Below are 16666 nucleotides of genomic sequence, written 5' to 3' on the forward strand. Positions count from 1 at the left end.
GCATGCAGCTCAGCATTGATCTCACCGGTCGTGAAGTACTGGTGACGGGCTCGGACCACGCTGCCCGCCAGGCGGTCCGCCGCTACGAAGCCGCCGGCGCCGTCGTCTACCGCCTCAGCACTCCGCAGGGCGCGGCGGACGACGGCCCGCTTCCCGAACGCCCCTTCCTGGTGGCAGCTGTGGAGGACGGACAGCCCGGCTGGGACTCCCTCCTTGGCCGGTGCCGGGACACGGGCATTCCGGTCGCTGTGGAGCCGGCTGCCGGCACCCCGGGCCACGTCACCCTGGTGGGCGGCGGCCCCGGCACCACCGAGCTCCTCACCGTCGCCGCCGTCAAGGCCCTCCGCGACGCCGACGTGGTGTTCTACGACCGGCTCGCCCCGTACCAGGAACTCCCCTCTCTCACCTCGGCCAAACTCGTGGACGTGGGCAAGAAGCCCGGCCACCACAAGGTAAGCCAGGGCGACATTGAGAAGCTCATGGTGGAAAGCGCCCTGGCCGGCAACAACGTGGTCCGCCTCAAGGGCGGGGACCCGTATGTCTTCGGCCGCGGCGGAGAGGAAGTTGCCGCCTGCGTGGCCGCCGGCGTCAAGGTCCGCGTCATCTCCGGCGTCACCAGCGCTATTTCCGTCCCGGCTGCCGCCGGCATCCCCGTTACCCACCGCGAAGTCAGCCACATGTTCACCGTGGTGTCCGGGCACGCCCCGCTGACCGAGAAGGAGCACCAGCACCTTGCCGGCCTCGGCGGGACCATCGTGGTGCTGATGGGCATCGGAACCCTCCACCAGCTCGCTGCCGGACTCCGCCGGGCCGGAATGCGGGCTGACATGCCCATGGCCGTGGTGGAGCGCGGCTACCGCCCCGGCCAGCGCACCACCATCGCGGACCTGGGCACCATCGCCTCCGCCGCCGCCGGGTGCAGCAACCCCGCCGTGCTGGTCATCGGTGAGGTGGTTCGCGTGGCTGAGGCCAACCGCGGGCATGCCGAGGCCGCAGCCGACCTGGACAGGCTGGCGGCCTCGCTGCTGGGTTCGTGAAAGGATTGACCCCCATGACTGCACTTGCACCGGCCGAACCACCGCAGGTCGAACGAACGCCTGAAGAAGCACCCGACGCCGCAGAGGCTCCACTGGAGGGTTTCCGCATCGGTGTCACCTCGCACCGGCGGTCCCAGGACCTGATCGAGGCGCTGGAACGCCGCGGAGCGGAAGTGCTGCACGCCCCCGCCCTGAAAATCGCACCCGTGCAGGAGGACATGCGGCTCATCGAGGACACCCGTGCCATCATCGCGGCGCGGCCGGACCTCTGCATCGCCACCACCGCCTACGGGATGCGGCGCTGGTGCGAGGCCGCGGATTCCTTCGGTATTGGCGAGCAGCTGCTTGAAACCCTGGGCGCCTGCCGGATGTTCGTCCGCGGACCCAAGGCCCGCGGTGCGGTGCGCGCCGCCGGCCTCGCCGACGTCGGAATCAGCAGCGACGAAACCACCGCAACACTGGTGGACATGCTGCTGGCCGAGGGCGTGCGCGGCAAGACCGTTGCCGTGCAGCTGCACGGCTACACCGACGTGCGGCAGCTGGAACGCCTGCGCATGTCCGGCGCCACCGTCCTGACAGTCACGCCGTACCGCTGGGTGAAGCCCGACGGCGAGGACCGGCTCCCCCGGCTCATCGAGGCTGCCTGCAGCGGGAACCTGGACGTCCTCACCTTCACCAGCGCACCCGCGGTGGATGCCATGTGGAGCACCGCCCACGAAATGGGCGTCTACAAGCAGCTGATCGAGAGCCTGAAGACCAACGTCACCACGGCGGTGGTGGGCCCGGTCACGGCGCAGCCCCTGCTGGATGCCGGAGTGACACCGCTGATCCCGGAACGGTTCCGGATGGGTGCGCTGATCCGGCTGGTGTGCGAGCACCTCGCGCTCAACCACGTGCGCCGGCTGGATACCCGGTCCGGCAACATCGAGCTGCGCGGCCGCAGCCTGCGCATCAACGGGCAGCCGGTGGAGCTCGCCCCCGCACCGCTGCTGCTCCTGCGCGCCCTGCTCGGTGCCGGCGGCGCGGTCCTGTCCCGGGAATCGCTGTCCGACCTGCTGGAACTCCGCGGTTCCGTCCACGCCCTGGACATGACCGTCAGCCGTCTCCGCTCTTCGCTGCCTGACGGCCGCCTGGTGGAAACTGTGGTGAAGCGCGGCTACCGTATCCGCGTCTAGGAATCCCGGGACGGACAGCACCGACGGGCAGCAGCACAAGGCAAATGTGTCGGCCAGCTGGCGGATGAGAGGCAGGTCACGGGTTCTGTTACCGGCCGGTAAACACTGGCGAACACCGGGCCTTTAAACAGCAACTGCCGGGAAACACGCCGGAAAAGGCACGGGCCTACGCTGGGTTCCATCACGAAGTTCCGGCCGTTTCCGGCCGCCAGCGAAAGGGCCAGCACATGTCCGCTCCGGCACCCTCCCCATCCACCTCCGCCGCCACCCGCATAGTCATCGCGGGGGCCGGTCCTGCCGCCCAGGCGCTTGTCAGCCAGCTGGACCGGGCCCGTTTCACCGGCACCATCACCGTGCTGAGCAACCGGGACGACACCCCGGAGGAACTGCTGGAGCTGGCGCTGCTGCCGCAGGTCTCGGTCCGGTTCGGCCAGCCGGCAAGCCACATCGACGCCGTCAACCGCACCGTGGCCACCGCGGACGGCATGGAATTCGCCTACGACCAACTGGTCATCGCCACCGGATCGGCACCCGTGGCCAGCCCGGTGGAAGGGGCGGACGCGTGCCTGAGCTACTCCACCATTGACGATGCCGCCCGGATCGGGGAGGCCGTCAGCGAGGTAGCCAGGGAGCTGGGCCGCCGCCCCCTGGGCATCTTGGTGGGCAACGGCACGGCGGCCGGCCAGGCTGAGGCCGTGCTCCGCGCCCAGGGGGTCCGCCCGATCCGCACCACGGCCCGCCCGGCCGCCGTCGTTCCCGGTACGTCCGCGTCCGGCCTGGCTGCGTCCGCGGTGATCTTCGAGGACGGCAGCAGCATGAACGGGGACCTGGTGGTCCTGGCGGAGGAGCGGGTCTCACGGGACGGACTGGCCGCCTCCGCCGGCCTGCGGACCGCCCCCAGCGGAGGGATTGTCATCACCCAGGACTTCCGGACGTCGGTCCCCGGCATCTGGGCCCTCGGTGATGCCGCAGCGTTCGACGGCGTCCGGCTGGGCCTGCTGGTTGCAGCGGCTTCCGCTGCGGGCGCCTGCGCCACCCAGCTGCTGACCGCGGCCTCGGCTGACTCGGGCGCCGTCCCGCTGCAGGCCGCGGCCTGACCGGGGGCCGCCCGTCCTCAGGCAGGCGCAGATCCGGGCTGTGGCAAGATGGTTCCGAAACGAGTCATGGGCGTTACAACGCCCGGCCCACAGGCCCCTGGAGAGGACCATCATGAGCAACGAAGCCACCCCTTCCGTTCAGACCACAGCCACCGGCGCCGCAGGTTCCGGCAGCATAGCGTCCTACATCGACCACACGCTGCTGAAGCCTGAGGCTGGGGAAACCGACGTCCTCCAGGTGTGCGCGGAAGCGGCGGAATACGGTTTCAAGTCCGTCTGCGTCAACCCCATCTGGGTCAAGACCGTCAAGACCGCGCTGAGGGGCACCGGCGTCCTCACGTGTTCGGTGGTGGGGTTCCCCCTGGGTGCCACACCCACCGACGTCAAGACCTTCGAAGCCCGCGGCGCGGTGCTGGACGGGGCCGATGAAGTGGACATGGTCATCAACATCGCCGCTGCCCGGGCCGGGGACAAGGGCGCGCTCATCGAGGACATCTCCTCCGTGGCTGAGGCAGTGCACGCCAGCGGTGCGATCCTGAAGGTCATTATCGAAACCGCGCTGCTCACCGACAGCCAGAAGGTCACGGCCTGCGAGGCAGCCGTGGAGGCCGGAGCGGACTTCGTGAAGACCTCCACCGGGTTCAACGGCGGGGGTGCAACAGCGGAGGACATCGCCCTGATGCGCGCCACGGTGGGGCCCGGCCTGGGCGTCAAGGCCTCCGGCGGGGTACGGTCCCTTGCTGATGCGCAGGCTATGATTGCAGCAGGTGCAACACGTATTGGTGCCAGCTCCGGAATTGCCATTGTCAAGGGTGAACAGGGTTCATCGTCGTACTGACGGCACCGGAAGCCGCCACAGATTGAGCCCCGCGGGGCCGAGGAGGAACTATGTCCAGCAAGATCACGGCGTCCAGCCAGGGCTCATCTGCCCAGGAAGGGACCATCCAGACCCCGCAGAACGAGAACAAGCTCGGCACGAGCATCCTCCTTTTTGTGGTCATGATCGCGCTGTTCCTGGGATCCGTGTACTCCCTCTCCTTCCTGACGCTGGACAACCCCTGGCCCATGGCAGTGTGCCTTGGGCTGTTTGCCCTGGCCTTCTGGATTCCGCAGAGCATCCTGGGACGCTCGGACTCCGCCGGCGAACACTAAGCCCAACCACGTAGCGCCAAGTGTCGTTATGAAGCGCCAAAACGACACTTAGTGCTACCTAGTTGGGATAATGAAACGCAAAGAACCCTTGGACTTGAACGGTCCAAGGGTTCTTTGTGTTTCAGCTTCAGAACCAGATGCGCCCCCACGCCACCGCGGCATCGGCCGCGCGGCCCCAGTGGGCGTTGGCCAAGGACCAGGCGGCCGCGCTCAGGCCCACCATGGCGTAGGCGCTCACCGGGATCAGGACAAGCCACTCGCGTTTTGATCCGGCCCGTCCCAGCAGCGGGAGGGACAGCGCACCGTTGGGCCGCCACACCTGGCGCAGCAGCGGCACCCGGCGCAGGGGTTTGGGCGGCCTGACCACCAGGGGCCACAACAAAGGAACACCGCCGGTGGTGACCAGGTCCCCCACGATATGGACCACAACGCCCGTCAGCATGGATACCGGAAGCCAGGTCCACTGGTCCGGCGCGAACCAGGTGACCAGCCCCGCCATGGTCAGCGCGAAGATCCAGTTGCTGATGAACCCCGCCTTCGGGAACAGCTTCAAGGCCTTGGCCGCAATGTTGATCATGAACATGCACAGCAGCCCGGCGCCCACGGACAGCAGGCCCCAGTCCGTCTGCAACTGGACCTGCCCCGCCAGCGTGGCCAGCAGGACAAAGAAAGCCGCCCCAAGGACGGAGTGCGTCCCCTGGCGGTGCCCGCCGCTGGCATTTTCAATCCCGACGGCAATCACGTTGGACAGCGGCGGCAGGGAATTCGCTACTGTGCTGTGCCGGTGGTCCCAGTCGCACACCAGGGCTGTTCCCGCCGTCGCCATTCCGCCGATCAGGATCCCGGTGGCATCCAGCGGGTACCAGCCCAGCGTGTAGGGGCCTGTCGAGGCAATAGCCACCCACGCCGCGGCTCCCGACGCGGCGTGGTGTCCTCCCATCATGCGGCTATCCGCTGACTGCCGGGGCGGCGAGCGGGGCGTCGGAGAAGATGTTGCGGATGACCCCGTTGGCCCATTCCAGGATCTCCGCATCCTGCAGGTCACGCCCGCCGATCCTTGCCGTCTTCGGCTTGGGAACCAGCACGGCATCCAGCGCCGGCTTGGACTGGGACCCCGGATACATCCGGTTCAGCCGCATGACCTTGGATTCCGGAAGGGTGGCCGGCGAGAACTTGATGAAGTTGCCCTGCAGGGCCACATCGGACAGGCCGGCCTCACGGGCGCCCACGCGGAAGCGGGCCACGGACACAAGGTTCTGGGCCGGAAGCGGCGGCTCTCCGTACCGGTCCACCAGTTCCGCCAGGACCTCGTCGATGGCCTCGTTGGTGAGCGCAGCCGCGAGCTTGCGGTACGCCTCCAGGCGCAGCCGCTCCCCCGGCACGTAGTCGTGCGGAAGGTGGGCGTTCACCGGCAGTTCGATCTTCATCTCTGCCGCCTTTTCCTCGGCCTCGCCGCGGTAGTCCGCCACGGCCTCGCCCACAAGGCGGATGTACAGATCGAATCCGACACCTTGGATGTGGCCGGACTGCTCACCGCCCAGCAGGTTGCCGGCACCACGGATCTCCAGGTCCTTCATGGCCAGCTGCATTCCCGCGCCGAGCTCGTTGTGCGTGGCCACGGCCTTGAGCCGCTCCAGGGCCACCTCGCCCAGCGGCTTCTCCGACGGGTAGAGGAAGTAGGCGTAGGCGCGTTCCCGGCCGCGGCCCACGCGGCCGCGGAGCTGGTGCAGCTGGGATAGTCCGTACTTGTCCGCACCGTCCACGATCAAGGTGTTGGCGTTGGAGATGTCCAGCCCCGTTTCGATGATGGTGGTGCACACCAGGACGTCAAAGCGCTTCTCCCAGAAGTCCACGATGATCTGTTCCAGGCGACTTTCGGACATCTTGCCGTGCGCCACCTCAACCCGGGCCTCGGGCACCAGCTCGCGGATCTTGGCGGCCGTCCGTTCTATGGTGGACACCCGGTTGTGGACGAAGAACACCTGGCCTTCGCGCATCAGCTCGCGGCGGATGGCGGCGGAGGTCTGCTTGTCTGTGTAGGGGCCCACGTATGTCAGGACCGGGTGCCGTTCCTCCGGCGGCGTGGCCAGGGTGGAGGTTTCCCGGATGCCGGTGAGGGACATCTCCAGCGTGCGCGGGATGGGGGTTGCGCTCATGGCGAGCACGTCCACGTTGGTGCGCATCTTCTTGAGCGCTTCCTTGTGCTCCACGCCGAACCGCTGTTCCTCGTCCACGATCACCAGGCCAAGGTCCTTGAACTCGAAATCCTTCGACAGGAGCCGGTGCGTGCCGATCACCACGTCCACGGTGCCGTTCTTGACGCCCTCCGCCGTTTCCTTGGCCTCCTTGGACGCCTGGAAACGGGACAGCGGCTTCACGCGCAGGGGGAAGCCGGAGAACCGTTCGGTGAATGTTTCGTAGTGCTGCTGGGCCAGCAACGTGGTGGGCACCAGCACGGCCACCTGCTTGCCGTCCTGGACTGCCTTGAACGCGGCCCGCACGGCGATCTCCGTCTTGCCGTAGCCCACGTCACCGGAGACCAGCCGGTCCATGGGGATCTCACGCTCCATGTCCGCCTTGACCTCGTTGATGGTGGTCAGCTGGTCCGGCGTCTCCACGTAGGGGAAGGCTTCCTCGAGTTCCCGCTGCCAGGGGGTGTCCGGGCCGAACGCGTGCCCGCGGGACGCCATCCGGGCAGAGTACAGCCGGATGAGCTCCCCGGCGATCTCCTTGACGGCCTTGCGCGCCTTGGACTTGGTGCTGGCCCAGTCCGCGCCGCCCATCTTGCTCAGGACGGGGGTGTCGCCGCCCACGTAGCGGGTCACTTGGTCCAGCTGGTCCGTGGGAACGAACAGCCTGTCCCCCGGCGCGCCGCGCTTGGACGGGGCGTACTCCAGCACCAGGTACTCGCGCACCCCGACTGTATCTTTCGAGCCGCCGACGGTGATCTTGCGTTGGATCAGTTCCACGAACTTGCCGATGCCGTGCTGCTCATGGACCACGTGGTCGCCCGCCACGAGCTGCAGCGGGTCCACGGCATTGCGGCGTTTGGAGGGCATGCGGCGCATGTCCTTGGTGGATCCGGCGGAGGTACGGCCCAACAGGTCGGCTTCGGTGAGCAGGCCCAGTTTGAGCCCGTCCAGGACAAAACCGCGTCCGACGGCGGCAGTGGTCACCTCGATGATGCCCGCCTGGGGCTCGTGGTCCAGGCTGTCCACCCTGGCGCAGGGGATGTCGTTCTCATGGAACAGCTCTGCCAGGCGCTGGGCAGGTCCGGGGCCTTCAGTGGCGACGACGATCCGCCACTGGGCCCGGACGTGGGAACCGATGAATTCCATCATCTCGGCCACATCGCCCTGGTAGCCCCGCGGTTCCCGGGCATGCAGGTTCAGGACGTCAATATCCGGGAGCAGTTCCTCGTCCTGCGCCAGCGACGTGATGGACCACCATGAGACCCCGTGGTCCAGGGCGGAGCTGCGCGTTTCTGCCAGGGACCGGAAGCTCGCGGAGTGCAGTGCGGCACTGGCTTGGGAGCTCAGGTCCAAAGGTGCCGTCCCGCCGTCGGACGCCGTGGACCAGGCGGCCTCGAGGAATTCCTCATTGGTAGCGGCGAGGTCGTGGGCACGGGTGCGGACTTTCTCGGGTTCGATGACCACCGAGATGGAGCCTGCGGGCAGCTGTTCCACGAACGGGACCATGGCGTCTACCAGCACGGGTGCCAGGGATTCCATGCCCTCCACGGCGATTCCGCCGGCGATCTTCTCAAGCATGTCTGCCGCTGCCGGGAGCTGCGCCTTGAGGGTGGCTGCCCGGGACATCACGGACGGGGTGATAAGGATTTCGCGGCAGGGCGGGGCGTGCAGCTCGGTGGGGTGGTGCAGTCCGGGCGAGGACAGCGAGCGCTGGTCTGCCACGGCGAACCAGCGCATCTGGTCCACTTCGTCGCCAAAGAATTCCACGCGGATGGGGTGGTCTTCGGTGGGCGGAAAGACGTCGATGATCCCGCCGCGGACAGCAAATTCACCGCGGTGCGTCACCATGTCCACCCGGGCGTAGGCGGCGTCGGAGAGGCTCCGCACCACCTCGGTGAAGGGCCGTTCCTGGCCCACCTTCAAGGTGACCGGGACCAGCTCGCCAAGGCCCGCAACCACCGGCTGGACCACGGCGCGGACGGGAGCCACCACAATCCGGAGCGGGCCCGCCGCCGACGTTTCCGGATGCGCCAGGCGGCGAAGCACGGAGAGCCGCCGGCCGACGGTGTCCGAACGGGGCGAGAGGCGCTCGTGGGGCAGGGTCTCCCAGCTGGGAAACTCGGCCACGCAGTCCGCCGGCAGGTAGGCCCGCAGCGCCGCCGTCAGGTCCTCGGCCTCCCGCCCTGTAGCGGTGACGGCCAGGACCACACCGGACCCGCCGTCGTCGTGCCCTGCGCCGGCGGCTATGCCGTCCGCCATTTCGGCCAGAAGCACAGCCCGCAGCCCGGCGGGTGCGCTGATCTGGTAATCCTGGCCGCGGACCGCGAACCCGCGGGCAGCCTCGGCGCGGACGCGCGCGAAGGTCTGGTCCGCGGCGAGTGCGCGGCGGAGTCCGTCCAGGGACGGACCGTGAGTGGACGGGCCGGGAAGGCTCATGGCAGAAGCTCCTGTGGTGTTACGGAAAAAGCAGGCAACGCGAAAACCCGAAATTCGCTGCGAATCCCGGGTAAACCCAGCCTACCGCGCAGCTCCGACAATGCGTGCTGGTACAGGACCAGCGCGCTGGCACAGGGCTGGCGCCCTGGCGCGGGACTAGGCTGGGCAGGGACGGCCGAGTCCGGCAGTTGATGCCGGCAGCAGTCTACGAAAGCAGCCGTCCAGACCGCGGGCCGCTCCGAATGGCCTGTGGACGATAAGGAGCCACCATGACTGAAACCAGCAGCACCCCGCGTACCTCCAGGACTGTCCTGGTAACGGGAGCCACCGGCTACATCGGGGGCCGGCTTGTGCCCAAGCTCCTGGAGGCCGGCCACACGGTGAAGGTCCTGGTGCGCTCCCCGGACAAAATTGCCGGAGTGCCGTGGCGGGACCAGGTGGAGGTCGTGGAAAGCAGCCTTGACGACGGCGGGGCGCTCCGGAAGGCGCTGGACGGCGTCGACGTCTTCTACTACCTGGTGCATTCCATGGCGGCCGGGTCAGGGTTTGAAGCCAAGGAGCAGTCCATGGCGCGGACGGCTGCGGAGGCCGCTGCGGCCGCGGGAGTCGGCAGGATTGTCTACCTCGGCGGGCTGCACCCCACGGGGGTCGAACTGTCCACCCACATGCGCTCCCGCGAAGCGGTGGGGAAAGTCTTCCTTGACAGCCCGGTGGACGCCATCGTGTTCCAGGCCGGTGTGGTGATCGGCTCAGGCTCGGCGTCCTTCGAAATGATCCGCCACCTCTCCGAGACGCTGCCGCTGATGCCGGCACCCAGCTGGGTCCGCAACCGGATCGAAGCCATCGCGGTGCGGGACGTCCTGTACTACCTTGTCTCGGCGGCGTCCCTTGAGGGGCCGATCAACCGCACGTTCGACATCGGCTGCCGGCAGGTCCTCACCTATGCCGGGATGATGAAGGAATACGCGGCCGAAGCCGGGCTCCCCTACCGGGTGGTGCTGGCGCTGCCCGTCCCGGCGCCCAAGCTTGCCGGCATGTGGGTTGCCCTGACCACCCCCATCCCGTTATCCATGGCCGTACCGCTGGTCCAGTCGCTCCAGCACGATGCCGTGTCCGACGAGCACGACATCGACCAGTACATCCCGCAGCCCGAGGGAGGACTGACCACCTACCGCACCGCCGTCGCCCTGGCCCTCGGCAAGGAACGCGACGGCCAGGTGCAAACAACGTGGGCCAATGCCGGGGCTGCTTCCGATCCCCTGCCCAGCGACCCCGAGTGGGCCGGGCACAAGGTCTTCATCGACGAGCGGACCTTCCACGGCGACGTAGACCCTGCCCACGTGTGGACAGTGATCGAAGGCATCGGCGGACGGAACGGCTGGTACTCCCTCCCCTTGGCATGGCAGGTGCGCGGCTGGCTGGACAAGCTGACCGGGGGCGCCGGGCTCTTGCGCGGGCGGCGGCATCCCCACACCCTGGCCACCGGGGAAGTTGTTGACTGGTGGCGTGTGGAACGGATCGACCGCGGGAAGCTGCTGCGGCTGCGGGCCGAGATGCGGGCTCCGGGGCGTGCCTGGCTGGAGCTCTCCGTGGAGCCTGACGGAGCCGGGAGCCGCTACCGCCAGCGTGCCATCTTCTTCCCCAAAGGGCTCAGCGGAAGGCTGTACTGGCTGGCCGTGCTTCCCTTCCACAGCCTGATCTTCCCGGCCATGGCACGGAACATCACCACCGCCGCCCAAAAGATCGCGGATGCGGAGCACGCAGAGCAAAGCCCGTAGGATGTGTGGAGTTAAAACCGTTCCGCACGTCCCAGGAGGACACATGGCCCTGAGCGCAACCACCACCCTTCCGCACTCCGTCGACAACGTGGCAGCTGTCCTGGTGAACGAAGATTTCCAGCGCCACGTCAGCCAGCTCGTGGGCGGCTCACTGGAGTCGTTCACCGTGGACGGAGACGTTGCCGGAGCCTTCAGCGCCACTTCCGTGCGGACCCTGCCCACCACCCGCCTCCCCGAGTTTGCCCGGAAGTTCGTGGGTGAGCACCTCAAGGTCACCCAGGTGGAAAACTGGGACGCCCCAGCTGCGGACGGCTCCCGCCAGAGCAACATCTCGCTGAAGATTGCCGGCGCACCCGTTGACGTCACCGCCGTGCAGCGGCTCGTGGCTGCCGACGGCGGCACCCGTGTTGAGCTTGAAGGCGCAGTAAAGTCCTCGGTGCCGTTCCTTGGGGGGAAGATCGCCGACGCTGCGGAGCCGATGGTGGCCAAGGCCCTGAACCTCCAGGCCAAGCAGGCGCAGGCCTGGCTGGAAAGCCACTAACCCGTGGAACTGCCCGTTTTCGCCTCACTGGTCCTCATCATTGCGGGAGTCTGGTCCCTGGTGGTCTGGCCGCAGTTCCTGCGCCGGGTCATGAAGGATCCGCGTGCCCGGAACTCCGCCGGGAAAGCCACCAAGTTCCTTACCGTCCATGTGGTGCTGGTCAGCATCTCCATGGTGTTGGGCGCCGCCACTGCCGTCATCGGCATCATGGCGATGGCCGGCTGAACGGGCCTGCCGGCAGTAACCGCCCTGCACTCATGAAGTGCATGATGGAAGGCCCTCGTCCCGTCGGGAGGAGGGCCTTTTGTTGTTCCAGGGAACCCCGAGGGGGGACTCCGGGCTCAGGCGGCCTGGTTGAGTGCGTCCTCCGCGGCAACCCAGGAAATCATGGCGCACTTGACCCGGGCCGCATAGCGGGCAACGCCTTCGAACGCCGCAGCGTCCCCCAGCAGGTCAGGATCCGCGGAGACCTTTCCGCGTGAGCGCAGGACTTCGCGGAAGCTGTCGATGGCCTGGTGCAGCTCCGCCACCGTCATGCCCTCGGCCAGTTCACTGAGCACGGATGCGGACGCCATGGAGATGGAGCAGCCCGCCCCGTCCCACGAAACCTGGGCCACTTTTCCGTCCTCGACGGCGACCCTCAGGGTGACTTCGTCCCCGCACACCGGGTTGAGCTGGTGCGACTGGCCGGTGTTCGCGCCCTCAGGCGCCGCTGTTCCTGCAAGGCCGCTGCCGTGCCTGGCCTTGGAATGGTCCAGGATGATCTGCTGGTACAGCTGGTCAAGGCTCATGGTGTTACCTTTGGTCTTCCCTGCTAGGCGCGGAAATAGGCCCGCACGCCGGCGACGGCATCCAGGAACTGGTCGACGTCGTGCGTTGTGTTGTACAGGTAGGCGCTAGCCCTGGTGGTGGCCGTCAATCCCAGCCGGCGATGCAGGGGCTGGGCGCAGTGGTGGCCAACGCGCACGGCAATTCCCTTCGAGTCAAGGAACTGCCCCACGTCATGGGCATGGACACCCTCGACATCGAAGGCGGCAAGACCGATCCGTTCTTCTCCGGCGGCCGGACCCAGGACCCGGATCCCCGGGATGGACTCCAGTCCGGCAACCATGCGTTGGCCGAGCCCGGCTTCCCACTGGTGGATCCGGTCCAGGCCTGTTTCCGTCAGGTAGTTCGCCGCTGCGGCGAGCGCCACGGCCTGGGAAATCCTCTGGGTACCGGCCTCGAAGCGCTGGGGGGCGGGAAGGTATTCAGCCCGTTCCATGGTGACGGTGGTGATCATGGAGCCGCCGGTGAGGAAGGGCGGCAGGATGTCCAGCAGTTCCTGCTTCCCGTACAGCACCCCGATTCCTGTGGGGGCAAGCATCTTATGGCCGGAGAAGACAGCAAAGTCCACATCGAGTCCCTTGACGTCCAGGGGCAGGTGCGGGGCTGACTGGCACGCGTCCAGGACCACCAGCGCGCCGGCTTTCCGGGCCAGCCCGACAAGCTCCGCGACGGGGTTGATGGTCCCCAGGACATTTGAAGCATGGGTGAACGCCAGCACCCGGGTCCGGCCACCGATGATGCCATCGGCCAGGTCCATGCGGAGTGATCCGGCGTCGTCGATCGGGATGTAGCGCAGGGTGGCGCCGGTGCGGAACGCCAGTTCCTGCCAGGGGATCAGGTTGGCGTGGTGCTCCATTTCCGTCACCACAATTTCATCGCCCGGGTTCAGGGCAAGCTCTTTGAGCCCTGCGTCACCCCGGCCCTGGGCAGCCCACAAGCCTGCATTGGACAAGGCATAGCTGATCAGGTTCAGGCCCTCGGTGGCGTTCGAGGTCCAGATGGTTTCCGCGTAGTCAGCGCCGATGAAGTCAGCGATGGTCTGCCGGGCATCCTCGAACACCTCGGTGGCCTCCACGGCGAGATGGTGAGCGCCACGGTGCACCGCAGCATTGCGCTGTTCATAGAATTCCTGCTCGGCTTCAATGACGCTCAGGGGGTTCTGGGAGGTGGCCCCGGAATCGAGGTAGACCAGCGGCTGGCCATTGACCAGCTGGTTCAGGACCGGAAAGTCATTGCGGATGCGGAGGACCTCGGCGTTATCCATGACCGGCAGGGCGCGCTCCAGCGTGGGCGGCGTTGATACTACGGCCAAGACGTACTCCTTGAGATGCCAACCATGACACTCAATTGTCCCACAGCACGGCTGTGGCGGCCGCCCGGAAGGGCAGCCGCCACGTCCGCTCCGGGCTTCAGCCCCGCGGATTGGAGGGCCGGCGACGGCTGGGGGGAGAGTCTCGGTCTCAGAAGACTCTGACGTCGCCGGCCCCGTCTGGCCCGGTCACCATGACCGGAAGCTTGCGAGACCTTGAACTTCTCAGGCTGGGTTTGCGGCCTGTGTACCGGCCGCTTCCTTCACCTCCTTAAGTAAAGCCTGCGGGGCCCGGACGTACACGAGTAGGCAGTACTCGAATTCCATGACCGGGTACTACCGGGACCGGGGCCTGATACCCGGTAGGCATGCTTCAAACCGTGGGCGGGCGCCACAAGCAAATACGGAAAGGGCAGGAGGACATCGGGCTGCGTCCACTGGAGCAGCCTGGAGGCGTCGATGTCCGGGTGCCGGCTACTTGGGAAGTGCCGAGTCCAGCTCGTCCCGGCTGCGTACGCCCAGCTTCACGTAGGTGCGGTACAGGTGCCCCTCCACTGTCCTGACGGAGACCATCAGGCGCTGGGCGATCTCGCGGTCCGTGAGGCCCTGTACGGCGAGCTCAACGATGTCCTGTTCACGGCGGGTGAGATGGACCGCGGGTGCCGCCGCAATGAACCGGCCTTCCCGGAACCGCTCGCCGAGTTCGTGATCACACTTCTCGCGCTGGGCGACCGCCTGCCTGGACCGCCGCCGCTCCCCTGTCTGGTCCAGCACCGTGCTGGCGCGGGCATAGGCCTCACGGGCAAGGTTGACGAAGCCGGAGTCCTCCAGCGCCGCGGCAGTTTCCATCAGGGTATCCCCGTCAGCGGCCTCCCAGTCGGCGGCAAGCTTCAGCAGTGCAGCTGCCCAGCGGCCTTCCACGGCGCGGGCCGCGTTATGCACCATGGGGATCACCGAGGCATCGCCCAGGTCCCAGCACAGCGACAGGAGCTCCAGCAAAGTGCCGGCCCGTGACGAGGCCTCCGTGGTGGTCACCAGGGTGTGCAGCGCCGCGAGGCCCTTGCCGTCGCGGGCCAGGTACTCTGAGGCGGCGGCACCGTAGGCGTCTGCCAAGAATTCATGGGCGGGGCCTCCTGCCACCGCGTCTTTGCAGTCCTGCTCCAGCCGTTTTGCCTGGGCAGTGTCGCCGAGCCGTGCGGCGACGTAGAAGCCGAGGGCCGAACCGAAGCGGAACAGCTGCAGTGGATCGCTGAGCCTGAGGGCTTCCACCGCGGGCAGCAGCAACTGGTAGGCCCGTTCCATCCGGCCTTGCCGCAGCATTGAATAGCCGCGCAGCACCTGCAGGCTGCCGTTGAACGTCCCGGTTCCGGCGGCATGTCCTGCCGCATAGTTTTCGAGTTCCCGCTCGGCGGATTCCCACTCGCCCATGGCAAGGTAGTCGATGACCAGCCGCCCCAGGACGAACTCGGAGTAGAAGAACAGGTCGTCTTCCAACGTCGGCAGCTCGGACGCGGCAAGGAGCGCGGAGTCGAGACCTTCCGAGGCCCGTCCGGCCGAGGCAAGGGCGTGCGCCAGCAGCGCCTCGCCGATGGCTTTCAAAGGCTCGCCGGCGTTTCCCGTGGAGCTGCGGTTCCTGATATCCGCCACACGGCTGCACAGCGCCTGCACATTGACGTCCGCACCGGACTGGAGCAGCTGCAACAGCTCTTCCTGCCCCGTCCGTGTAGCCTCCGGCAACACTTGGTGGCGCTCCCGCACCTCCTCCGCCAGGTCAGCCAAAGGGCGGCCAGTCGCCTGGTGGGCTGAGGTCCACAGCAGCAGGACCGAGGTGCCGTGGGGGTCTTCGGCCAGCTGCAGCCAGCTGCCGTCAAGCAGTGCGGCAGCTTCTGCGTAGGTGCCCTCGTTATACAGGGCGCGCGCCTGCACGGCGTGCGCAAGGTGGACAAGCCCAGGGTCCTGCACCTTGGCAGCGATGGACCGGGCGCTGTGGTTCCGGAAGCGGGCCAGTGCCTCGCGTGCGGCGTCCAGCATGTCGGCGTCGGACACCCGCAGGCCGCATTCAAGGGACCATTCCACAAACCGCAGCCGGCCTTCCCCGCGGAGGCTTGAAGGGTCCTGGTGCTCCCGGATTTTCTCCAGAAGCTGCAGGCTTCGGGACACGGAAATGGTGTTCCTGATGGCCTTTGCGAACAGCCCGTTCCAGATGGTGAGTTCTGAGGGGACGCCGGAGTTTTCGACGACCATCTGCTGGTCCAGCAAGGAGCGGACAACTGCCGCCCCGCAAATGTCTTCGATCACTTTCCGGCCCACGGGTCCGGCTAGTGCGATGAATTTCAGGGCTTCCTGTTCCTCCGCCCGCCGCCGGAGGTGATCCTTGGTGACCACGGCCGTGAGGCGCACCCCGTCCGTTGGCAAGGAGCCCAGCAGGACCCAGATTCCGTTCCGTTTGGCCAGTACCCCGGACTCCGCGGCGTCATGCAGCAGGGCATCCAGGACGCGTGGGTTGCCTCCGGAGGCGCTCCAGACGGCGTCCACGGTGGCGTCAGGGACGGTGCCGTCCAGGACGTGGGCAAGGACTTCCTCGATCTGTTCCCGGTTCAGCGGGCGCAGGTCCACGCGTTCGGCCAGGCCGTCGTACCAGAGCTGGTCCAGCGGCTGTGGCAGGCCTGGCCGCGGCCTCGCCGCCGCCACCACCGTTGCCCAACCTGCTGAAATCAGCTCCGCCACCACGCCGGCGGAATCCTCGTCCAGGTAGTGCGCATCATCAACGATGAGCAGGACGGGCGCCCCGTTGCCTGCTTTCACTTCCTCGAAATAGCTCCACATAGACCGCAGGACGGCGACAGGAGAGACCGAATCCTCGGCGGTCAGGTCACCGGTGAATGGAGTCAGAACACCGAAAGGGACCGCAGCGAGGGCGGTACTGCCATGCATCTGCAGCACATTCATTTCCCCGGTAAGACGCTCGGAAATGGCCTCAGTGAGGGAGGATTTTCCAATGCCGGGGCCAGCCATAATAAAAACAGCCTGGCTGGCGCGGTTCCGGACAATGTTGCAGATCCGGTCCAGCGGCTCTTTCCGCCCCGTGAGGAAACGCTGCGCGGTGTTGGGCTTGTGCACG

At 67.2% G+C, this 16666-nt stretch carries 13 protein-coding genes; 8 read left to right on the forward strand and 5 right to left on the reverse strand.

Translation table 11 applies throughout. From position 1 onward, the window contains the following. Positions 1–2: 2 nt before the first annotated feature. The 5 genes from cobA (at position 3) to IEX33_RS11320 (ending at position 4461) form a co-directional block, all read left to right on the forward strand. A complete protein-coding gene (gene cobA, locus IEX33_RS11300) occupies positions 3–1037 on the forward strand; it encodes a uroporphyrinogen-III C-methyltransferase (protein ID WP_188730245.1) in 1035 nt (344 codons plus the stop codon). A gap of 14 nt (positions 1038–1051) precedes the next feature. After that, positions 1052–2212, forward strand: coding sequence for a uroporphyrinogen-III synthase (locus tag IEX33_RS11305; RefSeq protein WP_104185324.1), 1161 nt, complete (start codon positions 1052–1054; stop codon positions 2210–2212). Between the two features lie 227 nt (positions 2213–2439). Further along, on the forward strand, positions 2440–3309 hold the full coding sequence (locus IEX33_RS11310; protein WP_188730247.1) for an FAD-dependent oxidoreductase: 870 nt from the start codon (positions 2440–2442) through the stop codon (positions 3307–3309). 112 nt (positions 3310–3421) lie between these two features. Next, on the forward strand, positions 3422–4147 hold the full coding sequence (gene deoC, locus IEX33_RS11315) for a deoxyribose-phosphate aldolase (RefSeq protein WP_188730249.1): 726 nt from the start codon (positions 3422–3424) through the stop codon (positions 4145–4147). A 50-nt stretch (positions 4148–4197) separates the two neighbouring features. Further along, entirely contained in the window at positions 4198–4461 is a 264-nt protein-coding gene (locus tag IEX33_RS11320) for a hypothetical protein (RefSeq protein ID WP_188730251.1), read from the forward strand. Positions 4462–4588: 127 nt separating this feature from the next. Here IEX33_RS11320 and IEX33_RS11325 read toward each other — a convergent pair whose 3' ends face one another. Together IEX33_RS11325 and mfd are read right to left on the reverse strand one after the other, a co-directional pair. After that, positions 4589–5404 carry a metal-dependent hydrolase gene (locus tag IEX33_RS11325; protein WP_188730253.1) on the reverse strand — a complete coding sequence of 272 codons (816 nt, stop codon included), beginning with the start codon at positions 5402–5404 and terminating at the stop codon, positions 4589–4591. Positions 5405–5408: 4 nt separating this feature from the next. Continuing rightward, a complete protein-coding gene (mfd, locus tag IEX33_RS11330) occupies positions 5409–9089 on the reverse strand; it encodes a transcription-repair coupling factor (protein WP_188730255.1) in 3681 nt (1226 codons plus the stop codon). Between the two features lie 269 nt (positions 9090–9358). On the opposite strand from mfd, the gene IEX33_RS11335 reads away from it, so the two are divergent. From IEX33_RS11335 to IEX33_RS11345, 3 genes are read left to right on the forward strand one after another with little or no spacing between them, the layout of a single operon-like run. Beyond that, positions 9359–10867, forward strand: a complete 1509-nt coding sequence (locus IEX33_RS11335; RefSeq protein ID WP_188730257.1) for an SDR family oxidoreductase — start codon at positions 9359–9361, stop codon at positions 10865–10867. Positions 10868–10910: 43 nt separating this feature from the next. After that, positions 10911–11408 (forward strand): DUF2505 domain-containing protein, encoded by a 498-nt coding sequence (locus IEX33_RS11340; RefSeq protein WP_188730259.1) that lies wholly within the window; start codon positions 10911–10913, stop codon positions 11406–11408. 3 nt (positions 11409–11411) lie between these two features. Next, positions 11412–11633 carry an SCO4848 family membrane protein gene (locus IEX33_RS11345; protein WP_188730261.1) on the forward strand — a complete coding sequence of 74 codons (222 nt, stop codon included), beginning with the start codon at positions 11412–11414 and terminating at the stop codon, positions 11631–11633. 116 nt (positions 11634–11749) lie between these two features. Here the strand turns inward: IEX33_RS11345 and sufU are convergent, their stop codons facing one another. The 3 genes from sufU to IEX33_RS11360 all read right to left on the reverse strand — a co-directional run bounded on the left by sufU (position 11750) and on the right by IEX33_RS11360 (position 16665). Continuing rightward, positions 11750–12199 carry a Fe-S cluster assembly sulfur transfer protein SufU gene (sufU, locus tag IEX33_RS11350; protein WP_104185331.1) on the reverse strand — a complete coding sequence of 150 codons (450 nt, stop codon included), beginning with the start codon at positions 12197–12199 and terminating at the stop codon, positions 11750–11752. 23 nt (positions 12200–12222) lie between these two features. Further along, positions 12223–13548 (reverse strand): aminotransferase class V-fold PLP-dependent enzyme, encoded by a 1326-nt coding sequence (locus tag IEX33_RS11355; protein WP_188730263.1) that lies wholly within the window; start codon positions 13546–13548, stop codon positions 12223–12225. Between the two features lie 471 nt (positions 13549–14019). After that, complete coding sequence (locus IEX33_RS11360) at positions 14020–16665, reverse strand: helix-turn-helix transcriptional regulator (RefSeq protein ID WP_229675346.1); 2646 nt, start codon at positions 16663–16665, stop codon at positions 14020–14022. Position 16666 lies beyond the last annotated feature (1 nt).

The organism is Pseudarthrobacter scleromae (genome assembly GCF_014644515.1).
Classification (GTDB): Bacteria; Actinomycetota; Actinomycetes; order Actinomycetales; family Micrococcaceae; genus Arthrobacter; species Arthrobacter scleromae.